This window comes from Enterococcus infantis, assembly GCF_049166715.1.
Taxonomy (GTDB): Bacteria; Bacillota; Bacilli; order Lactobacillales; family Enterococcaceae; genus Enterococcus_C; species Enterococcus_C leclercqii.
Genome location: NZ_JBMHFB010000015.1, coordinates 1 through 16,673, shown reverse-complemented (window position 1 = coordinate 16,673; position 16,673 = coordinate 1). Strand labels below are relative to the sequence as shown.

General features: G+C 43.6%; 15 protein-coding genes and 1 rRNA gene. 1 reads left to right on the top strand and 15 read right to left on the bottom strand.

Going from position 1 to position 16,673, the window contains the following annotated elements:
- Window positions 1–2: 2 nt before the first annotated feature.
- The 10 genes from ACOMA8_RS13830 to ahpC all read right to left on the bottom strand — a co-directional run bounded on the left by ACOMA8_RS13830 (window position 3) and on the right by ahpC (window position 10,721).
- The gene (locus tag ACOMA8_RS13830) at window positions 3–1,382 is read right to left on the bottom strand and encodes a V-type ATP synthase subunit B (protein ID WP_421371478.1); all 1,380 of its coding nucleotides are present in this window, start codon (window positions 1,380–1,382) and stop codon (window positions 3–5) included.
- Complete coding sequence (locus ACOMA8_RS13825) at window positions 1,375–3,156, bottom strand: V-type ATP synthase subunit A (protein WP_161899852.1); 1,782 nt, start codon at window positions 3,154–3,156, stop codon at window positions 1,375–1,377. The genes ACOMA8_RS13830 and ACOMA8_RS13825 overlap by 8 nt, the downstream gene beginning before the upstream one ends.
- A gap of 127 nt (window positions 3,157–3,283) precedes the next feature.
- Window positions 3,284–3,595 (bottom strand): V-type ATP synthase subunit F, encoded by a 312-nt coding sequence (locus ACOMA8_RS13820; protein WP_161899853.1) that lies wholly within the window; start codon window positions 3,593–3,595, stop codon window positions 3,284–3,286.
- Window positions 3,585–4,580, bottom strand: a complete 996-nt coding sequence (locus ACOMA8_RS13815; RefSeq protein ID WP_161899854.1) for a V-type ATPase subunit — start codon at window positions 4,578–4,580, stop codon at window positions 3,585–3,587. Before ACOMA8_RS13815 ends, ACOMA8_RS13820 begins: the two co-directional genes overlap by 11 nt.
- Window positions 4,581–4,595: 15 nt before the next feature.
- Complete coding sequence (locus ACOMA8_RS13810; RefSeq protein WP_421371474.1) at window positions 4,596–5,183, bottom strand: hypothetical protein; 588 nt, start codon at window positions 5,181–5,183, stop codon at window positions 4,596–4,598.
- A gap of 73 nt (window positions 5,184–5,256) precedes the next feature.
- On the bottom strand, window positions 5,257–5,724 hold the full coding sequence (locus ACOMA8_RS13805; protein WP_161899856.1) for a V-type ATP synthase subunit K: 468 nt from the start codon (window positions 5,722–5,724) through the stop codon (window positions 5,257–5,259).
- A complete protein-coding gene (locus tag ACOMA8_RS13800; protein WP_421371472.1) occupies window positions 5,724–7,697 on the bottom strand; it encodes a V-type ATP synthase subunit I in 1,974 nt (657 codons plus the stop codon). Before ACOMA8_RS13800 ends, ACOMA8_RS13805 begins: the two co-directional genes overlap by 1 nt.
- Entirely contained in the window at window positions 7,687–8,007 is a 321-nt protein-coding gene (locus tag ACOMA8_RS13795) for a hypothetical protein (protein ID WP_421371469.1), read from the bottom strand. Before ACOMA8_RS13795 ends, ACOMA8_RS13800 begins: the two co-directional genes overlap by 11 nt.
- A gap of 428 nt (window positions 8,008–8,435) precedes the next feature.
- Window positions 8,436–9,992, bottom strand: a complete 1,557-nt coding sequence (gene ahpF, locus ACOMA8_RS13790; RefSeq protein ID WP_421371467.1) for an alkyl hydroperoxide reductase subunit F — start codon at window positions 9,990–9,992, stop codon at window positions 8,436–8,438.
- Between the two features lie 165 nt (window positions 9,993–10,157).
- Complete coding sequence (gene ahpC, locus ACOMA8_RS13785) at window positions 10,158–10,721, bottom strand: alkyl hydroperoxide reductase subunit C (protein ID WP_161899860.1); 564 nt, start codon at window positions 10,719–10,721, stop codon at window positions 10,158–10,160.
- Window positions 10,722–11,008: 287 nt separating this feature from the next.
- Between ahpC and ACOMA8_RS13780 the strand changes: the two genes are divergently transcribed.
- Window positions 11,009–11,284: a hypothetical protein gene (locus ACOMA8_RS13780; RefSeq protein WP_161899861.1), complete on the top strand. Its 276-nt coding sequence runs from the start codon at window positions 11,009–11,011 to the stop codon at window positions 11,282–11,284.
- A gap of 306 nt (window positions 11,285–11,590) precedes the next feature.
- Here the strand turns inward: ACOMA8_RS13780 and ACOMA8_RS13775 are convergent, their stop codons facing one another.
- From ACOMA8_RS13775 to rrf, 5 genes are all read right to left on the bottom strand, one after another.
- The gene (locus ACOMA8_RS13775; protein ID WP_421371463.1) at window positions 11,591–12,301 is read right to left on the bottom strand and encodes a thermonuclease family protein; all 711 of its coding nucleotides are present in this window, start codon (window positions 12,299–12,301) and stop codon (window positions 11,591–11,593) included.
- 67 nt (window positions 12,302–12,368) lie between these two features.
- Window positions 12,369–14,165, bottom strand: a complete 1,797-nt coding sequence (locus tag ACOMA8_RS13770) for a DNA-binding protein (protein ID WP_421371462.1) — start codon at window positions 14,163–14,165, stop codon at window positions 12,369–12,371.
- Between the two features lie 173 nt (window positions 14,166–14,338).
- A complete protein-coding gene (locus ACOMA8_RS13765) occupies window positions 14,339–15,481 on the bottom strand; it encodes a hypothetical protein (protein WP_421371461.1) in 1,143 nt (380 codons plus the stop codon).
- On the bottom strand, window positions 15,474–16,364 hold the full coding sequence (locus tag ACOMA8_RS13760) for a viral A-type inclusion protein (RefSeq protein ID WP_421371459.1): 891 nt from the start codon (window positions 16,362–16,364) through the stop codon (window positions 15,474–15,476). The genes ACOMA8_RS13765 and ACOMA8_RS13760 overlap by 8 nt, the downstream gene beginning before the upstream one ends.
- Window positions 16,365–16,546: 182 nt before the next feature.
- Window positions 16,547–16,662: ribosomal RNA gene (gene rrf, locus ACOMA8_RS13755) — 5S ribosomal RNA — on the bottom strand.
- Window positions 16,663–16,673: the final 11 nt, after the last annotated feature.

The following is a 16,673-nucleotide window of genomic DNA, read 5'->3' as shown; positions in this document are numbered from 1 at the left end:
GACTACACCTTCTTATCCGGCAAGTATTCATCAATCATTTCGTCTTTGATTCGTTTCAATTCAGTCCGTGGCAGGATGTCCAATAATTTCCATCCCAAATCCAGCGTCTCAAAAATATCACGATTGGTCGTATAGCCTTGATCGATATATTCCGCTTCAAAACGCTCCGCGAACTTCGCGTAGATTTTGTCGACTTCCGACAAGGCAGAATCCCCTAAAACTACCGCCAGTTCTTTGGCTTGTTTTCCCTGGGCATAGGCCGAGAACAGTTGATTCATGGTGGCAGCATGATCTTTTCGAGTCTTACCAGCGCCTGTCCCCTTGTCTTTCAGACGAGACAAAGAAGGCAAGACATCGATTGGTGGCTTAATCCCGCTCTTGTAGAGTTCCCGGGACAAAATAATCTGTCCTTCAGTGATATAACCTGTCAAATCAGGGATTGGATGGGTTTTATCATCTTCTGGCATGGTCAAGATTGGAATCTGAGTAACTGAGCCTTTCAAGCCTTTAATCCGACCTGCACGTTCATACAACGTAGCCAAGTTGGTATAGAGATAGCCTGGATAACCACGACGACCAGGAACTTCTCTGCGGGCGGCAGAGATTTCCCGCAAGGCTTCGCAGTAATTGGTCATATCCGTCATAATAACCAGTACGTGCATCCCTTTTTCATAGGCCAGGTATTCAGCGGCTGTCAATGCCATACGAGGCGTTGCAATCCGTTCGATGGCAGGGTCATTGGCTAAGTTCATAAAGACGACTGATCGATCGATAGCTCCGGTTTTACGGAAGTCTTCCATGAAGTATTCCGCTTCTTCAAAGGTAATCCCGATACCGGCAAATACCACCGCAAAATCGTCATCAGCATTCAAGACAGTCGCCTGTCGGGAAATCTGCGCCGCCAATTCTTTATGGGGAAGACCTGAACCGGAGAAGACCGGCAGCTTTTGGCCCCGCACCAGTGTGTTCAAGTGGTCAATAGAACTGATACCGGTTTGAATAAACTCATCGGGATAATCCCGTGCCATCGGGTTGATAACTTCGCCGTTAATATCCAGCATTTTTTCTGCCAAAATCTCTGGCCCGTTATCCTTAGGGCGTCCCAAACCGTCAAAAACCCGCCCAATCATATCTTCAGATACACCCAATTCCAGAGGATGACCCAAAAAGCGCACCGCTGAGTCCCGCAAATTGATACCGGCAGTTCCTTCAAAAATCTGGACAAGCGCTTTGTCTTCTTGAATCTCTAAGACCTGACCTTTTCGCAATTCGCCGTTTTGAAGTCGAACTTCAATCAACTCTTCGTATTTCACTCCGGAAACTTTATCAACAGCCATCAGAGGGCCTACGACTTCGCCGATTGTTTTGTATTCCTTAATCATTGGTCATGCCCCCTTTTTGAATAATGTTTTTGATGGTGGTTTTAATTTCTTGTTCTAATGCATGGATGGCCGCTAATTGATCTTCCGGAACATACTTCATCCGAGCGATTTTATCCCGCAGTGCAGTGGTTCCTTGCATGATTTCACTCAAGTAAGAACCCAAATCCAGTGCCCGAGTTGCTTCTTTGCCAAATGTCAGAATGTTACTGAGCATTTGAAACTGCTTCTCTCGAGAGGTGAAGGTATCCACATCATCAAAAGCGTTTTGCTGCAGGTAGTCTTCCCGAATGGATTTAGTGACTTCCAAAAGCATTTGGTCTTTTTCTGATAGGGAATCAATTCCCACCAGACGCACGATTTCCTGCAATTCTGATTCCTTTTGCAACATTCGCATCGCTTCAGTCACCAGATCAGACCAATCCACTTGCAGTTGCTGATCCAGGTATTGACCGACTTCTGTGGAATATAGCGAATAGCTTTGCAGCCAGTCGATTGAAGGGAAATGCCGTTGTTGTGCCAAGGTAGAATCCAAGCCCCAGAACACTTTCACGACCCGCAGCGTATTTTGGGTAACCGGCTCTGAGATATCCCCACCAGAAGGAGAGACAGCTGAAATGGCTGTGATACTTCCTCCGCGGCCTTCCTGACCCAGCGCGATTACTTTACCTGCTCGTTCATAATACTCTGCCAGACGAGAACCCAAGTAAGCAGGATAGCCTTCATCTCCGGGCATCTCTTCCAAACGGCCTGACATTTCCCGCAAGGCTTCTGCCCAGCGAGAAGTGGAATCTGCCATGATGGCAACAGAATAGCCCATATCACGGAAATATTCCGCAATCGTAATCCCAGTATAGATGGAAGCTTCCCGAGCTGCTACCGGCATATTGGAGGTATTGGCAATGAGGATGGTTCTTTCCATCAACGACTCGCCAGTATTAGGATCAATTAGTTCTGGAAATTCGTTCATAACATCGGTCATCTCGTTTCCGCGTTCTCCGCAGCCAACGTAAACGACCAAATCAACATCGGCCCATTTGGCAATCTGATGCTGCACAACAGTTTTGCCGGCACCAAAAGGACCAGGAACAGCTGCCGCGCCGCCTTTTGTAACGGGGAAAAACGTATCGATAACTCGTTGTCCGGTAATCATTGGGGCATCAGGGTTAAGCTTTTCTTTTACCGGACGGGGCCGACGTACCGGCCATTTTTGTAACATGGTAAAAGACTTGTCTCCATCAGCCGTTGTTACCGTATAGACGGATTCATCGATAGTGAAAGCGCCAGATTCAATGGCCTTGATGGTTCCGCTGATACCATTTGGTACCATGATTTTATGTTGAATAATTTTTGTTTCCTGTACGACTCCCACGATATCACCGGCACTCACTTGGGCACCGACAGCTGCGGTTGCTTCAAAATGCCATTTTTTTTCATGATTTAACGCAGGCAGCTGCACGCCTCTTGCCAAAAAATTACTCTGTGTTTGCTTGATAAATTGATCCAATGGTCGTTGGATGCCGTCGAACATTTGAGAAATAATCCCTGGTGCCAGTTCCACTGACAAGGCTTCCCCTGTCGAACGAACCGGTTCTCCGGGACCGATACCGGCAGTTTCTTCGTAGACCTGAATAGATGCGACGTCTCCTCGCATTTCGATGATCTCACCGATGACTCCCAGATCGCCCACATAACAAATATCTTGAATGCTGGCGTGTCCCATATTTTCAGCCATTACCAATGGACCTGAAACTTTTATGATATTTCCGATTTCCACGTTTTCAGCTCCTTACCGAATGTGTTGAGGAAAATGCAAAGGAGTTGCCGTGCGCCTTGTCTCTTCTGCACTTTCTTAATTGTCAGGAACCGTCTGATTTCAAATTCTAAACAAACAGTCCTCTTGTTTATAAAATATTCTGCCCAACTGCTTTTTCGACATTCTCTTGAATCGCCGACAAGCCGATGCCCAGCGTGCCGTCATGATTTGGAATCAAAACAACAGCCGGCAAGGATTGACCATTGAAGCGTTCAATCTCTTCTTTAATGGTCGCAGCACAGGCCTCGGTAATATAGATCACTCCATACTCCTCTGAGGCCAATTTTCGCAGGGCAGCTTTTGCTTCACTTCCTTCATCGGCAAAGCAAACGGTAAACCCAAACAGTTTGAAAGGCAACACCGATTCTTTATCGCCAATGACACCAATTTTATACGTCATAGGTCATCCGCATCCTTTCTTGCAACTGTTCTTTCGTAAAACCGGCTCGCTTACCAACCAGAATGAGACGCAGGTTTTTGATTTCGATATCTTTGGCATTCAAAAATGCTAATAGCGGTAAAGGCCCGAAAGCTGTGGTACGCGCCTGCTCATACATTCTGGTTAAATAATTGTCTTTGATTACATCTAAACCGGCGAAGTCGATTTTTTCGCCGTCAAATACTGGCAGCAGTAGATCGCCATAAGCCGATTCAAGAATAAACGTCGTTAAGTCTGACAAACTTTGCTCAGCAAAAGACATCCACTGACTTTTTTCGATACTACCTGAGCTGGATAAGACCGTGGACATAAAGCCTTGGCTGCGACCTTGCGCAACGCAACGCAATGCAGTAGTCAAATTGGTCAAATCAATAAAGGCAATGATTTCCTCCAATAATTCTGGATAGCCCAATGTTTCTCCCAAACGCCGTTGTTCTTTCAAGTAATGGCGATCGTAAATAACATCAATCCCTTGCAGAATATGGGACTCTTCCATATATTCTTTGACCCTTCCGATACTGTATAGAATGCTTTCTGGCAACACGCTGGAGATGCCTGTTTCCACTGCATGCTTCAACTCATCCATAGTAAACATCCCGTCTGGCAGATACAGATGGTCGTAGTTTTCTTTCACATAGTAGGCTTTCGTAAAAACCTTTAAATTATGAAGGGTGTAGCGCATCGTATAAACCCATACTAAATTACGATCCGGTGCTGCTGCCGCCAGCTCTTCAAAGGTAGTCAACAGCTCTTGATTTAAAGATTTTTCAAAGTCTTTTTGAAAGTTTGCATCAAGATATTGATGATAGACAGTCGGCATCAAGATTCCTTCGATCTTTTTAAAGTCCTCGGCGGCAATCAGCTGTTGAAAGACTTCTGGTGCCAACAATTCGTTTTCTTTCAAGCGGATCAGAGGATTCAATTGATGGTACATCTGTTTAGCCATAACAAGCTCTCCTCCTTATCCGAACAGCTTTTGTGTCATTTCACTGCCGGTTGTACTTCGCAGTTCTTTTAAAAGATCTCGATATAAAAAATTGTATTGAATCCCGGCAACATCAATCACAAACCCTTCCCCAGTACCTTCTAATGGCTTTCCCAGAAAAAGAGTATAGGCAAGCGTTTCGTTGACTTCATCGACAAAGTCAGTGGTGAGGGCTGCTACTGCATTTGAGCCAGCCGGCAATAACTGAGCATGGTCACTGATTGGCAATTTTTTCAAACTGGTCTCAGCAAAGGCGCGAATCGTTTCTTGGTCCCAAGCGGCCATTTGCTCATAGGCCTCTTCAAACAAACGATCTAAATAGCTTTGTTTTTCCACCAGTGATTCTTGTCTGATCTCCATTTGCTGGCGGGACTGCTGCTGTTTATATTTCTGTTCCAGATCTCGTGATTGTTTCCCCAACTGCTGGATATGTGTCTCATTGATTTTTTTGACTTCAGCTTCATACCACTCATCAATAGCGGCTGTCTCCCGAGCTTGAAAATCTCCCCGCTCTTGTTTAGCTTGGTCATCGATCTCCTCTATAATCTTTTGGATAGCATCCATCAACGTTCCTCCTTTCGCGACCTTCCTGGCATTTTAAACACAGGTAACGCGTATCTTTTTACAGGCGCAGTCGTCAGATTTGGCCCAACAACAAGAAGGAAATAACAAAACCTAAGATGGCGTACATTTCCACCATAACTGCATACATCACGCCTTTAAAGAAGTGTTCTGGTTTTTTCGCCAGAATTTGGATACCGGCAGAAGCGACCTTCCCTTGGGCAATCCCTGAAAACAGGCCAGTAAACGCAACAGGTGTCGCAGCCATCAGATATTCCAAACCTTTGATTGCTGTCATATCTCCGGATAATGACCCGTAAATCATAAATGCGATAACAAAGCCGTACAACCCTTGAGTACCCGGAAGCAATTGCAGGATCAAAGCCTGTCCGAATTTTTCTGGTTGGCTGGTGGTGAGTGCTGCCGCAGCTTCACCTGTCATCCCTACCCCTTTTGAAGATCCGATTCCTGAAAAGATGGTGGCTACTGCCATCCCGCAAATCGCAAAAAACATCCCGCCATTTTCGATCAAAAACTTAGTCATTACTCTTTTCCTCCATTTTCATCAGTAAAATTCATATATTTTTCCGCCGGCTTCAACGGTTTAAAGGCTCTGCCGCCGCCGGAGTAAAACTTGCCAAAAAACTCTACATACTGCAGTCGTGCCGCATGAACATAGGCACTCAACAAAGACAGGAAAATGTTTAGTCCCTGTAAAATGATAATCAGCACAATTCCAGCTGTAAATCGAGCGGCTGGTGGCATATAACCCACCAGCATATTAAATGCTGCCGCAATACTCCCGCCGGAAATCCCCAGTGCCATCAAACGACTATAGCTGACAAAATCGCCGATATAGCTCGTGATACCATAAAGATCATACAATCCCATGAAAAAGCCGCCTACTTTGGATTCCGCTGACAAAGTAGAGGTCACCAACACAGCCAATGCGCAGAGGATAGCTAAAAGCGCCCCCAGTAGCGTAACTGTATCTGACTTAACCACCAATGCGCCAGCTGCTGCAATCAAGATTCCAGCCAAAATTCCTTGCCAAGAAAAACCTTGATTGATAGCTGCCAGATAGTCTTTTTTCTTCCAGTTCTCTTTTCCTGCTAAAAACAAACCAGTAAAGATTTGGATCCCACCGAAAACCATGGACAACCCGAAAATCGCCATGAAATCCTTGGAAGGACTCAACAGATAAAACGGCATTTCGACACCAAAACAACTACCATAGATTAGTCCCCAAGCGATTGTTGAGACTGAGAGATACTGAAACAGCTTCATGAAACGTTGTGTTCCTTTTGGAAGGACCATCGCTTTTAGCGCAGCAGTAGTGACTACCAGCATCAGCAGCCCATAACCAAAGTCTGCCACCATCATTCCAAAAAACACCAAGTAAAATGGCATCATCCACGGTGTCGGATCGATTTCATCGTACCGAGGAATGCTGTACATTTCTGTCAGCATTTCAAATGGTGCGACCAATTTCCCGTTTTCCAGCTTGGTAGGTGCTTTGTTTTCCGCAATTTCCTCAGGTGTGGGGTCAGCAAAAGATAAATAGACTTGATTGTCTGAAAATACTTCCGCCAAGCGCTTCTCCAAAGAAGGAATGTCTTTTTCAGCAATCCAGCCGCGAATGACTGCCAAATAGCGGGATTCAACAATCCCGGCTTTTGCCGCTTGTCGTTCTCCGCGAGTCAAGAGAACTTCTTCAGCTTTTTGCAAATCGGCCACCAAGCTCTTTTTAGCGCCAATCTCAGCAGCGAGTTTTTTTCGTTCTGTCGCCAGAATAGCCAGATTTTCTTTGGCTTCTTTCAAAATCAGCTTAGGTTCACCACGATAAGGTGGGGTCTCAATTCGACCACCAAAATCTTGCAACAGGCGATGCACTTGATCACCGGCACTTCTTAAAAAGATCAATGCAAAAGCTGTTTCTTTCTCCTTAGTGGCAATGAACTCCAAATAAAGTGCGGTTAAGCCTCTGACCTTTTCAGAAAAAGCTTCCCATTGTTCGTTAGGGACGGTGCCCAACAGATAGCCGCTGGTCTTCAGACGGCTTTCTTCACTGCTAATGTCAAGGCTTTGCCAATCAGTGGCCCAGTCTTCTTGCTCTTGAAACTGTCGCGTTGCACTAAGGTTTGCCTCCCAACGATTTTTCAAGTCATCAATCTGATAAAGTTCTGACTCTAACTGCCGCTGGTCAAAACTTTGTTCAAAGACTGCCAAATTGGTATTGCCCCGCTTCAATTCCGTGATTTTCTCTTTGGCAGAACCGTGATCCCTGACAAAGCGAATCGTTTCTTGAATATGACGGACTTCGTTTTCCAGTGCAGTCAGGTCGGTCACCTGCTCTTTGGCATCTGAGAAGTAAGTAGCTAGCCACTCGTAATTGTCCTCGTCTTCAAAGATATTTTCCACTTCTACCTGTTGAAGTTCTTGGGCCAGCCGCAAAATTTCTTCTTCTGCTGTCTTTTGGCAAATGATTGACAGCTTTTTCATTCGTTTAACTGCCATATGTGCCTTTCACCCTTTCGATGATTTCTGCTACGATGGCTTCGTGGCGTTTATCATAGTTTTCTTGAAAAGCCAATTGATCTTTGTCAGCTTCTGTTAGAAGTGCTTCCCGCTCAGTTTTCAAATCAAAGCTAAAGGCAGCTTCTTTTTCTTGGAGAGTTTGTACTCGTTCGGCTTTCAAAGTTTCTGTCAAGGTCGCGACAGCCTGCTCTTTTTCCTGCCGATAATTTATCATTTGCTTTTCAAGCTCTTTTTGTGCATCCTCGTTGGCTGCTTCTGCTTGCGCAATCCGCTCCAGTGCTTCTTTCATTCTCTATCCCTCCTTTAAGGTTTATGCCTCGGCTATAGACCGATCTTTTCGGAGCTTTTTCAAAAATACTAATAAAAAAACGCACTCCAAAGACGAAGTACGTTTCAAAATCAAAAGCACTCCAAATATGTTCTTCTCACCCCTTGAAGAACGCGATCCTTGAAGCCTTACACTCAACCGTTTTTTTCTATTCAAATAATTGTTCGTAAAATAATGATAACAAAAGAAAATCAAAAATGCCAGAACTTCCGGATTTTTTTGCCGAAAACTCTTTTTCAGTAATACCTCACAGAAAGCAACTATAAAAAACACCATTCCGCAAGCTCTTCACTGGCGAAATGGTGTATCAATTCTGACAATGCCAAAAACACTGCCGACACTCAGTACAATCTCAATTTTCTTTCTCCCGCTTCAAAGACAGCAGAAACTTAGCTTTGGACTGTTTCTTTTTTCTGGCTACCAGAGCGAATCAACTGATCAAATGCCCCTAGCGCAGCTGTGGCACCAGAGCCCATCGAGATGATAATCTGCTTGTAGGCACTGTCAGTACAATCACCAGCTGCAAAAACACCCTCTAACGAAGTGGCTCCCTGTTTGTCAGTCACAATTTCGCCCCGGGAGTTCATTTCAATTGTATCAGAGAGCCATTCTGTGTTTGGCATCAACCCAATCAAAATGAAAACTCCTTCAACTGCCAATGTCGTGTTCGTCTGAGTCAGACGGTCCTGGTAGGTGATGGCTTCAACAGTTTCATTTCCGGTAATCTCTTGCGTTGCAGCATTTGTGATCACTGTTACATTCTCCAGCTCATACAAACGATCTTGCAACACTTGGTCTGCTTTTAATTCCGGCAAAAATTCCAGCACATAGACATGAGCGGCTAAACCTGCCAAATCAAGCGCTGCCTCAATTCCAGAATTACCACCGCCAATTACGGCAATGTTTTTGCCAGCAAACAGCGGACCGTCACAATGAGGGCAATAGGCGATTCCTTTATTTTTGAACTCTTTTTCTCCTGGCACATTGATACTACGCCAGTGGGCTCCGGTGGCAAGAATCGCAGTTCGGCTTTGCAATACGGCGCCATTTTCCAATGTCACCTCTACCATTTCACCTTTATTCACTGCGGCTGCTCGCTGACCTTTCATAATATCGACAGGATACTTCAACACATGCTCTTCTACTTGGCGCATCAATTGTGGTCCTTCGGTGTAGGGGGTTCCGATAACATTTTCAATCCCCAGTGTCTCCAAGACCTGACCGCCGAATGTGTCCACTACCATGCCGGTTCGAATCCCTTTTCGCGCAGCATAGATTGCCGCACTGGCACCTGCAGGCCCCCCCCCGACTACTAAGACATCGTAAGGCTCCTTATCCGCAAATGAATCAGCGGCTTGGGGGCCAGCAGCTTTTTCCAAAAGCTCCTCGATTGTCGCCCGCCCACTTGAAAATTCTTCTCCGTTCAAAAAGACCGTTGGTACAGCCATGATTTTGCCTGCAGTCACTTCCTCTTGAAAAGCGCCGCCTTCGATCATCGTATGACTGATAGCAGGATTCAAAACAGCCATGATATTCAAGGCTTGAACCACATCCGGGCAATTGTGACAAGTCAGACTGACAAAGGTTTCAAAATGCAGCGGGCCGTTAATTTTTTGAATCCGATGAACAATCTCCTCAGAAACTTTTGGCGGGCGACCACCAACTTGCAATAAAGCCAGGATAAATGACGTAAATTCATGCCCCATCGGTAACCCGGCAAAAACGACGCCACTTTTTTCTTGCAGCGAATTGATCTCGAAGCTAGGTGTTCGTTGCAGCTGTTCTTCAGTAACTGTGATTTTTGGAGACATGGCCGCAACGGTGGTTAAAAACTCTCTGACCTTCAGTGAATTTTCATCTTCCCCCAAACTAGCATTAAAGACGACAGGATTCTCCAACAGCTCCAAATATTGAGCCAATTGGGCCTTTGTTTCATTATCAAACATGTTTTTTCCCCCTGTAGTTAATTTCAATGACCGCTGCTTTAAAAAAGCTGCAAGTCATTTCACAAGATAGGCTTTGGTGCAGGCTAAGCCTTAGTACAAACAAAACCCTTCTTGTCAAAAAGGACCGTCTCCTAAGGCGGCTGACGGTCCAGTAATACTGCTTGCTCAGATTTTGCCAACCAGATCAAAGCTTGGTTTCAATGTTTCGCCGCTTTCTTTCCATTTAGCTGGGCAAACTTCACCAGGATGGCTCCGCACATATTGGCCAGCGCGGATTTTGTCTACCAAAACGCTGGCATCACGACCAATCCCGTCTGCATTGATTTCAACAGTTTGTACAATACCATCTGGATCGATGATAAATGTTCCCCGTTGTGCCAAACCAGCTTCTTCATCCAGTACATCAAAAATTCGAGCAATCTGATGAGATGGATCGCCAATCATATAGTACTTGATTTTGCCAATTGCTTCAGAGGTTTCGTGCCAAGCTTTATGGGTAAAATGAGTGTCCGTAGAGCAAGAATAAACTTCAACTCCCAGTTGTTGCAACGTTTCATACTGTTCTTGCAGATCTTCTAGTTCTGTGGGACAGACAAATGTGAAATCCGCTGGGTAAAAACACAACACACTCCACTTTCCAGTGAAATTTTCGTTGCTCACTTCGACAAACTCATTGTTATGATAAGCTTGTGTTTTGAACTCCTCAACTTGTTTTCCAATCAATGACATAACTTCCTACCTCCATAATAATAAATTAGTCTACTTTCTAATTGAAAATAGAAAAGAAAAAACTATTGATAAATCAGCAATCAGCTAGATACCAATTTAGAATCATTGTATTGTAAAACGAAATCAAATGAAAGTGTTATGCTTATGTTTTTCTTATTTTTTTTGAGGGATGGTATTTTTCGAATCAAACCAGGCTGTTTTTTTCAACTTATTCGTTATTATAAAACTTTTTTTGCACTACTTTTTTTCATAAGTGGTAAAATGAATCATGAAAAGAGGCGATAGAGATGGCTCTCACATTAAAACAAGCTGAAGACTATCTCACAAGTAAAATTTCCGGGATCACAGTGATGGACGTTAGTGTTGAATACCCCGATCGTAAAGAAGTTCTTTACGTGGAAGGAGAAAAAGATTATTTCATCTTTTTGAACACCGACAATACCTATGAGTTCACCGATGGACAAAAAGATCAAAAGTTGCGAAATGATCAAGATCCTGAAAATCTACTGAGTGAGGAAGCATTTTTAGAACAAGTCACCAGAATTATTCTCAGCGAAGAATAAGCAGAAAAAGGGGGGACGATAGTCTAGTCAACCTCTTGCACGATGAAAAGAAACAGGCTGTGACAGTAGTTGCGTCACCGTCCGTGAGGCGCCAAAAGCCGACGATCTTCCATGTAAATCATTGGAAGATCGTCGGCTTTTCATTGCTAAAAATTTCAAAGGCTGACTAACCTTGATTTCATCAAGGAAATCTGAGTCATTCACTTTTTCTCTTATTACATACGGTAATCTTCGCCGTTTACGGCTTAAAAATGATTGATATCACAACATTTTTTATTCCAGCGTTTTTCTTGTTCAGCTCCTGCTTCATTGGTCTTCGTATTCGAAATAGTAATAGCGCTTGGTTTGTTTTACATAGCCGCTACTGTCCCAAACGCCAGCCTTTTGTTTCATTGCCTTTTCCTGAAAAGAAGCCAGTTCTTTTTGGTAGGTGTCTCCGCCAGCGTTCAGATAGCGCAGGATACCGTATCCATTTTCCAACAACAACTCCTGTAGTGAGCGGTCTCCTACAAAGACATAAGCTAAATAGCGATCATAGCGATCTTTTACTTCGCCACTATCAAAAGCAATGCTTATATTTCCTTGCTGCAACTGTTTTTTGGTAAATGAGGAGGCTTCTTTGCCATAGGGAGCAGGCGCCATCCCCTGCTTGACGCTTTCCGGTGTGTCCACCATTAACAATCGCAGTCGGTATTCTTTTTTTCCTATATAGAAAACAAAGGTATCGCCATCTACCCCTCGAATATCAGAGAGAGCTATTTTTTGAAAACGTGGTGGATCTGTTAAATCTACATCCTCAACCATTAAGTCAGGACTTGCCGCTTTTAATGATGAAAAAGAAGGCCGGCCCTTTTCCGATATTGAAGGTGTTGCTGAATTTTTTGACGCCTCTTTTACTTGTGAATTTGCTTGATTTTGCGTGTCTTGCGGAGCTTCCTTATTTTCGGAAAAAATGACCTGCAGACCAAGTAACATCAATACGACTAAACTGCCGAGAATTCCCTTTTTATTTTTCATTTCACAACGCTCTTTTCATATTCTAAGCTAGCAAGACGACGTGAAGAACACGACGCCCCGCCGATTACTACTCCTTGCCCAGTCCGGCGACTGACAAATCTTGGATACTAGCCGCAGTCTGATCCGCAGTGAGATTGGCTTTAAAGGTCACCTTATCGCCTTCTTTGATAAATACTGCATAGGGACTATTGTTGGAGTTGACACTGTATACGGTCTGTTCATTTTCTAAAAGGAAAGAAACAACGGTGTTGCCCCCACTAGTTAAGATGACTACCCGCTGAACGATGCCGCTTTTCTCTGCCAGTAAATCCGCTTCCGTGCTGCTATTGTTGCTACCTTTTGTGGATAGCTCAATGCGATACGCATCCAGGGCATTCTGAGCATTTTCTGCATCCACGACGATATCATTATCTACCGCATTGATATACACGTACTTTTTAAAAATACCTTTTGTATCCATCAAAGAAACAATCCAAGTCGGAACACCATCAATGTTATAAAGTACCGGCATTTCGGCATCCCATTTTTTCTCAGGATAAATCTTTGCTGCAATGGAAATTGCACCATCGCTATCCATGATCCCAACTTCTGGATCGCGATAATAGGTTAACTGGCCGCTACGAGCATCAATCAAGGAATATCCCAAGGCTGAATCCTGATCATCATCACCGCTGGTAAAATCGGTGAAATAATTCAGCTGCCCTTCTTTACTCAACATCGGAGTAATCTGACCGGAAGCATAAATACCATTATTGGTAGGTACCTTAACATCCTTTTTAGCCCCAAAGATAAACTGGTTCCACCAGCCTTGACCATAACGTCCGAAAAATTCATTCATACTGTTGGCCGCCGCTGAAGTAATCGGTGCATCCACAAAACTTGGTGCTTTCTCACTATCATACAGCTTGACTTCACCAGTTTGCGCATTCAGCACTGCCGTTTTGAAATCATCATAGTGCATCAAACCTGTGACACCGTATTCTTTGTATAAAGTCTGGACGTAAAAAGGGATTCCTTCTTCATCAATTTCAAGATTGATTTTTCCATAGGCAGCAAACCCGGGAAAGGCCGCATAAATTTTCCGGCCGGCATCTTCACCAAAAAAGGCTGACGGGGTATATTTCAGCGGTTCTTTGACAAATTCTGGCTGTGCATTGATATCTGTTGCACTGATTTTAAAGTATCCGGGAATCTCCCCCAGCTTCAGCCATTTGAAAAAGCCATTGTACTCCACTGTTGCGACGTAAACGTACTCACCTTTGATGGTTTGAGCTGTGATCCCATCTAAAGTAAACATATTGGAGTTAGGTATCACGGAGAATTTTTGGAGCATTTTTCGTTTTGCCATATCAGGCGCAATGGCAATCGGTGTTTCCTTTGTCGAGCTCAGTACTTCAGCCTTGACCTCAGTTTTAGCGGGAATCGACGAATAAACTTCGTCAATGGAAGTAATTGCTGTGATTTTAGAGACCACAAACAAGAGCACCATTAAAGCCGCAATCACTGCAAATAATTTCCCCAGCTTTCCCGCATGGAGCTGTCCGTCAAACGTGACATCGGCTCGTTTAACGCCCGGCTTCAGAAAGTTTTTTCGCAGCGTTTTTCCGGCTTTTGCAACACTCAAACAAAGGGCAGCTAAAAGGACTGCCGCCAGCGCTCCCCACAGGTTATACCACAACAAGGAGCTTAAATTTTTACTAGGTAAGGCGACATATAAGAAGCCCGCCATCACAGCCAGCTCCCCAATCGTCAAGGTGAGTATTCCTTTCCAATGGGCACCTTTTTGCAGCACCATCGCCACAAGGTTAACCGCTAAGATACCAATCCCGAACAATAGCGTCAATACAACAAAATCAATAATCATTCCCAACACTCTTTCTTTTTTCTGACATTTCCTTTATTATGCCAGAAAAAAGCTGAAAATACTTCATACTTTGGAGGTATTTTCTGAAAGATATCGTTTAGTTTACAAAAATAGCGACCCCAAAAGGACTTCAACTTTCGAAGTCCTTTCCGCAGTCGCAAAAAATGATTTGATTATCCTTGACGAACCATTAACGGTACTAAGAAAGAATAACTGGTAAAAAAGTCTAAAAGGGAACGTCGGCGATTGTTAGAATCGATAAAAAGACTGGTATGGTCTGATTCCCCAACTCCAATAGTCAGACTCTGTTCCTGGTCTAACAGTATTCGATACCGTTGTTCGGTTTGCTTATCAAAATCATACATTGGATTTTCCATCGCAGTAATAAAGATGTCATCGAGAACAGCTTGCTTCAATGGAAACTCACTTTCCAAATGAACCTGTAGCGGTCGAGCATTGTCCAAAAGACTCGGTTCGACGTTAAAGCCCAACGTTCTGAAATGAGCCAACAGTTGATTGAGATCATAATTAATCAAAGACAGCTGGTTTAAAGAGAAGACTCGCTCAACGTGCCACAGCCGAATCAGTTCCAAAACTTGCTCATCTTCAACTGTAATCGCCATTGCTTCCGGTTGCACTGTCATAAAATTCATGAAATCAGTCGTAAAGCGTGGATCAATAGGTTTCATTTTAAAACTCAATGCCAAATTTTCATTTTCATCTAGTCCATATCTGATACTGAAATGCTTGGTTTCCCAATAGCCGTAGCTGTCTCCTTGTCGCAGATCAATTGAATGCAACGGCTTCAATAGTTCATAACTGAAGTACTCCAATAGTGTTTTCTTGGCAATCACAGAAATTTCGACTTGAGGCAAGATTAGGCGGCGATATTCTTCCAATAATTGAGAAAAATCAGCTTCCATCAATGATTTACGCAATTTTAGGTCAGCCAGCTCTTGCTCTGCACTTCCAATTAATCGCTGAATTTCAGCATGATCCGCTTGTTTATTTTGTGAATATAGTTCTGCTTCTGTGGAACGAGGAATCTCAGTCGTGATTTTTTCATTTTCCAGCGTCCCGGGTTGCGTAGCTGAGTCATTGATAGTTTCACTGAAATCCGTGGTTTCCTCAGCTACCTTCTTTCCAGCACCCTCAGCATCCGTTTGATTTGTTTCCTCTTTTTCAAGGTTGGAGTAATCCGTTGCTATTTTCTCTGTTTTCGTTTCTAAGTCACCAATCTGGTGATTTTCCGTTTGGTTTGACAGTTGTGCTTCCTCATTCCCTGTTTGGATATCATCCTTCGCTCGATCAGTCAATTTCAGCTACCCCCTCTTGCGGTTCCAAATACTCAGCCAAAAAATGCTGCAGCTGCTGTGTCATCTCAGAAAGTCCGCCATAATACTTATCTAATAACCGCCTTTCCTTTTCAACAATCGCTCTTTTCAAGCGCAGTTCTTTGATGTGCGCTTCGATTTGGCGACGATTTGTTGCAGTTAGTTGGCGATCTTCAATGAAGGGAATCCATGTCTCACGAGACTTTTCCAAATCTTGTCGGCGACGCAGCAGCGGCTCTAATTCTTCATCAACTTTTCCGCGGTTGAAAAAACCTTTTGTATTTTCAATTGCTGCTTCCTGATTTTTTAGTTCCCGTAATTCATCGTCGATTTTTGCAATTTCGGATTTTGCAGCAATTGCTTTTGCTTCAAGCTGATTAATTTGTTCTTCTGCTCCAACAATTTCTTCATTGGGTAGTGTTCCATCAGCCTTTTTCATATATTGCTGCCATTCTTGATCAATTTTCGGAATCACAAAGATTTCCGGAATAGAAGAATCAATCCCAATTACAGGACGTTCGTGATAGTATTCACTTAACTGGTAATAATTCAAGGTTTCCGAAATTTTTTCTGTATGGACCATGAAGGGAAATTGCTCCATAAAACTGTCATGCAGCTTTTGTGCTAATAACCGATCAATCTCATGGTTTTGATTTGAAGTCCGATCCAGTTCTTCATGCAAACGGCCATTGTATATACGATAGATTTCGGGAATCTTTTCAAATTTAATCGCAATTTCAAAGGCTCGCAAGTCTTGGAGCATCTGACCGATATTTTCTGATGCTTGTTTTTTTATTTCTTCAAAAGAGTTTGTTTCTGAAGAAGCAACGCTATGTCCTTTAGCTTCTTTATATTCATCCGCCATCTTTCATCCTCCTCATGCTATCACTCTCATATTTTATCATTAGTTATTAAAAAAAGGCTATTATAAGCAATTCAAGAAAAGCAGATTAACTAATAAACATAATATTGTAGAACCTTTATAAACCTATTTTCTTAAATTGAACAACAAAAAAACCGCTACGAGAATACGTAACGGTTCAACTTGCGTGGCGACGTCCTACTCTCACACCGGGCAACCCGGCACTACAATCGGCGCTAAGAAGCTTAACTTCTGTGTTCGACATGGGTACAGGTGTATCCTTCCCGCTATCGCCACCACACTATTCTTACT

What these genes read in the sequence shown, in the direction of transcription:
- ACOMA8_RS13800 (WP_421371472.1), bottom strand. Translation starts at nt 7,697, where the DNA reads ATGGCAGTTAAACGAATGAAAAAGCTGTCAATCATTTGCCAAAAGACA.
- ACOMA8_RS13760 (WP_421371459.1), bottom strand. Translation starts at nt 16,364, where the DNA reads ATGGCGGATGAATATAAAGAAGCTAAAGGACATAGCGTTGCTTCTTCA.
- ahpC (WP_161899860.1), bottom strand. Translation starts at nt 10,721, where the DNA reads ATGTCATTGATTGGAAAACAAGTTGAGGAGTTCAAAACACAAGCTTAT.
- ACOMA8_RS13810 (WP_421371474.1), bottom strand. Translation starts at nt 5,183, where the DNA reads ATGGATGCTATCCAAAAGATTATAGAGGAGATCGATGACCAAGCTAAA.
- ACOMA8_RS13780 (WP_161899861.1), top strand. Translation starts at nt 11,009, where the DNA reads ATGGCTCTCACATTAAAACAAGCTGAAGACTATCTCACAAGTAAAATT.
- ACOMA8_RS13775 (WP_421371463.1), bottom strand. Translation starts at nt 12,301, where the DNA reads ATGAAAAATAAAAAGGGAATTCTCGGCAGTTTAGTCGTATTGATGTTA.
- ahpF (WP_421371467.1), bottom strand. Translation starts at nt 9,992, where the DNA reads ATGTTTGATAATGAAACAAAGGCCCAATTGGCTCAATATTTGGAGCTG.
- ACOMA8_RS13795 (WP_421371469.1), bottom strand. Translation starts at nt 8,007, where the DNA reads ATGAAAGAAGCACTGGAGCGGATTGCGCAAGCAGAAGCAGCCAACGAG.
- ACOMA8_RS13815 (WP_161899854.1), bottom strand. Translation starts at nt 4,580, where the DNA reads ATGGCTAAACAGATGTACCATCAATTGAATCCTCTGATCCGCTTGAAA.
- ACOMA8_RS13770 (WP_421371462.1), bottom strand. Translation starts at nt 14,165, where the DNA reads ATGATTATTGATTTTGTTGTATTGACGCTATTGTTCGGGATTGGTATC.
- ACOMA8_RS13820 (WP_161899853.1), bottom strand. Translation starts at nt 3,595, where the DNA reads ATGACGTATAAAATTGGTGTCATTGGCGATAAAGAATCGGTGTTGCCT.
- ACOMA8_RS13805 (WP_161899856.1), bottom strand. Translation starts at nt 5,724, where the DNA reads ATGACTAAGTTTTTGATCGAAAATGGCGGGATGTTTTTTGCGATTTGC.
- ACOMA8_RS13830 (WP_421371478.1), bottom strand. Translation starts at nt 1,382, where the DNA reads ATGATTAAGGAATACAAAACAATCGGCGAAGTCGTAGGCCCTCTGATG.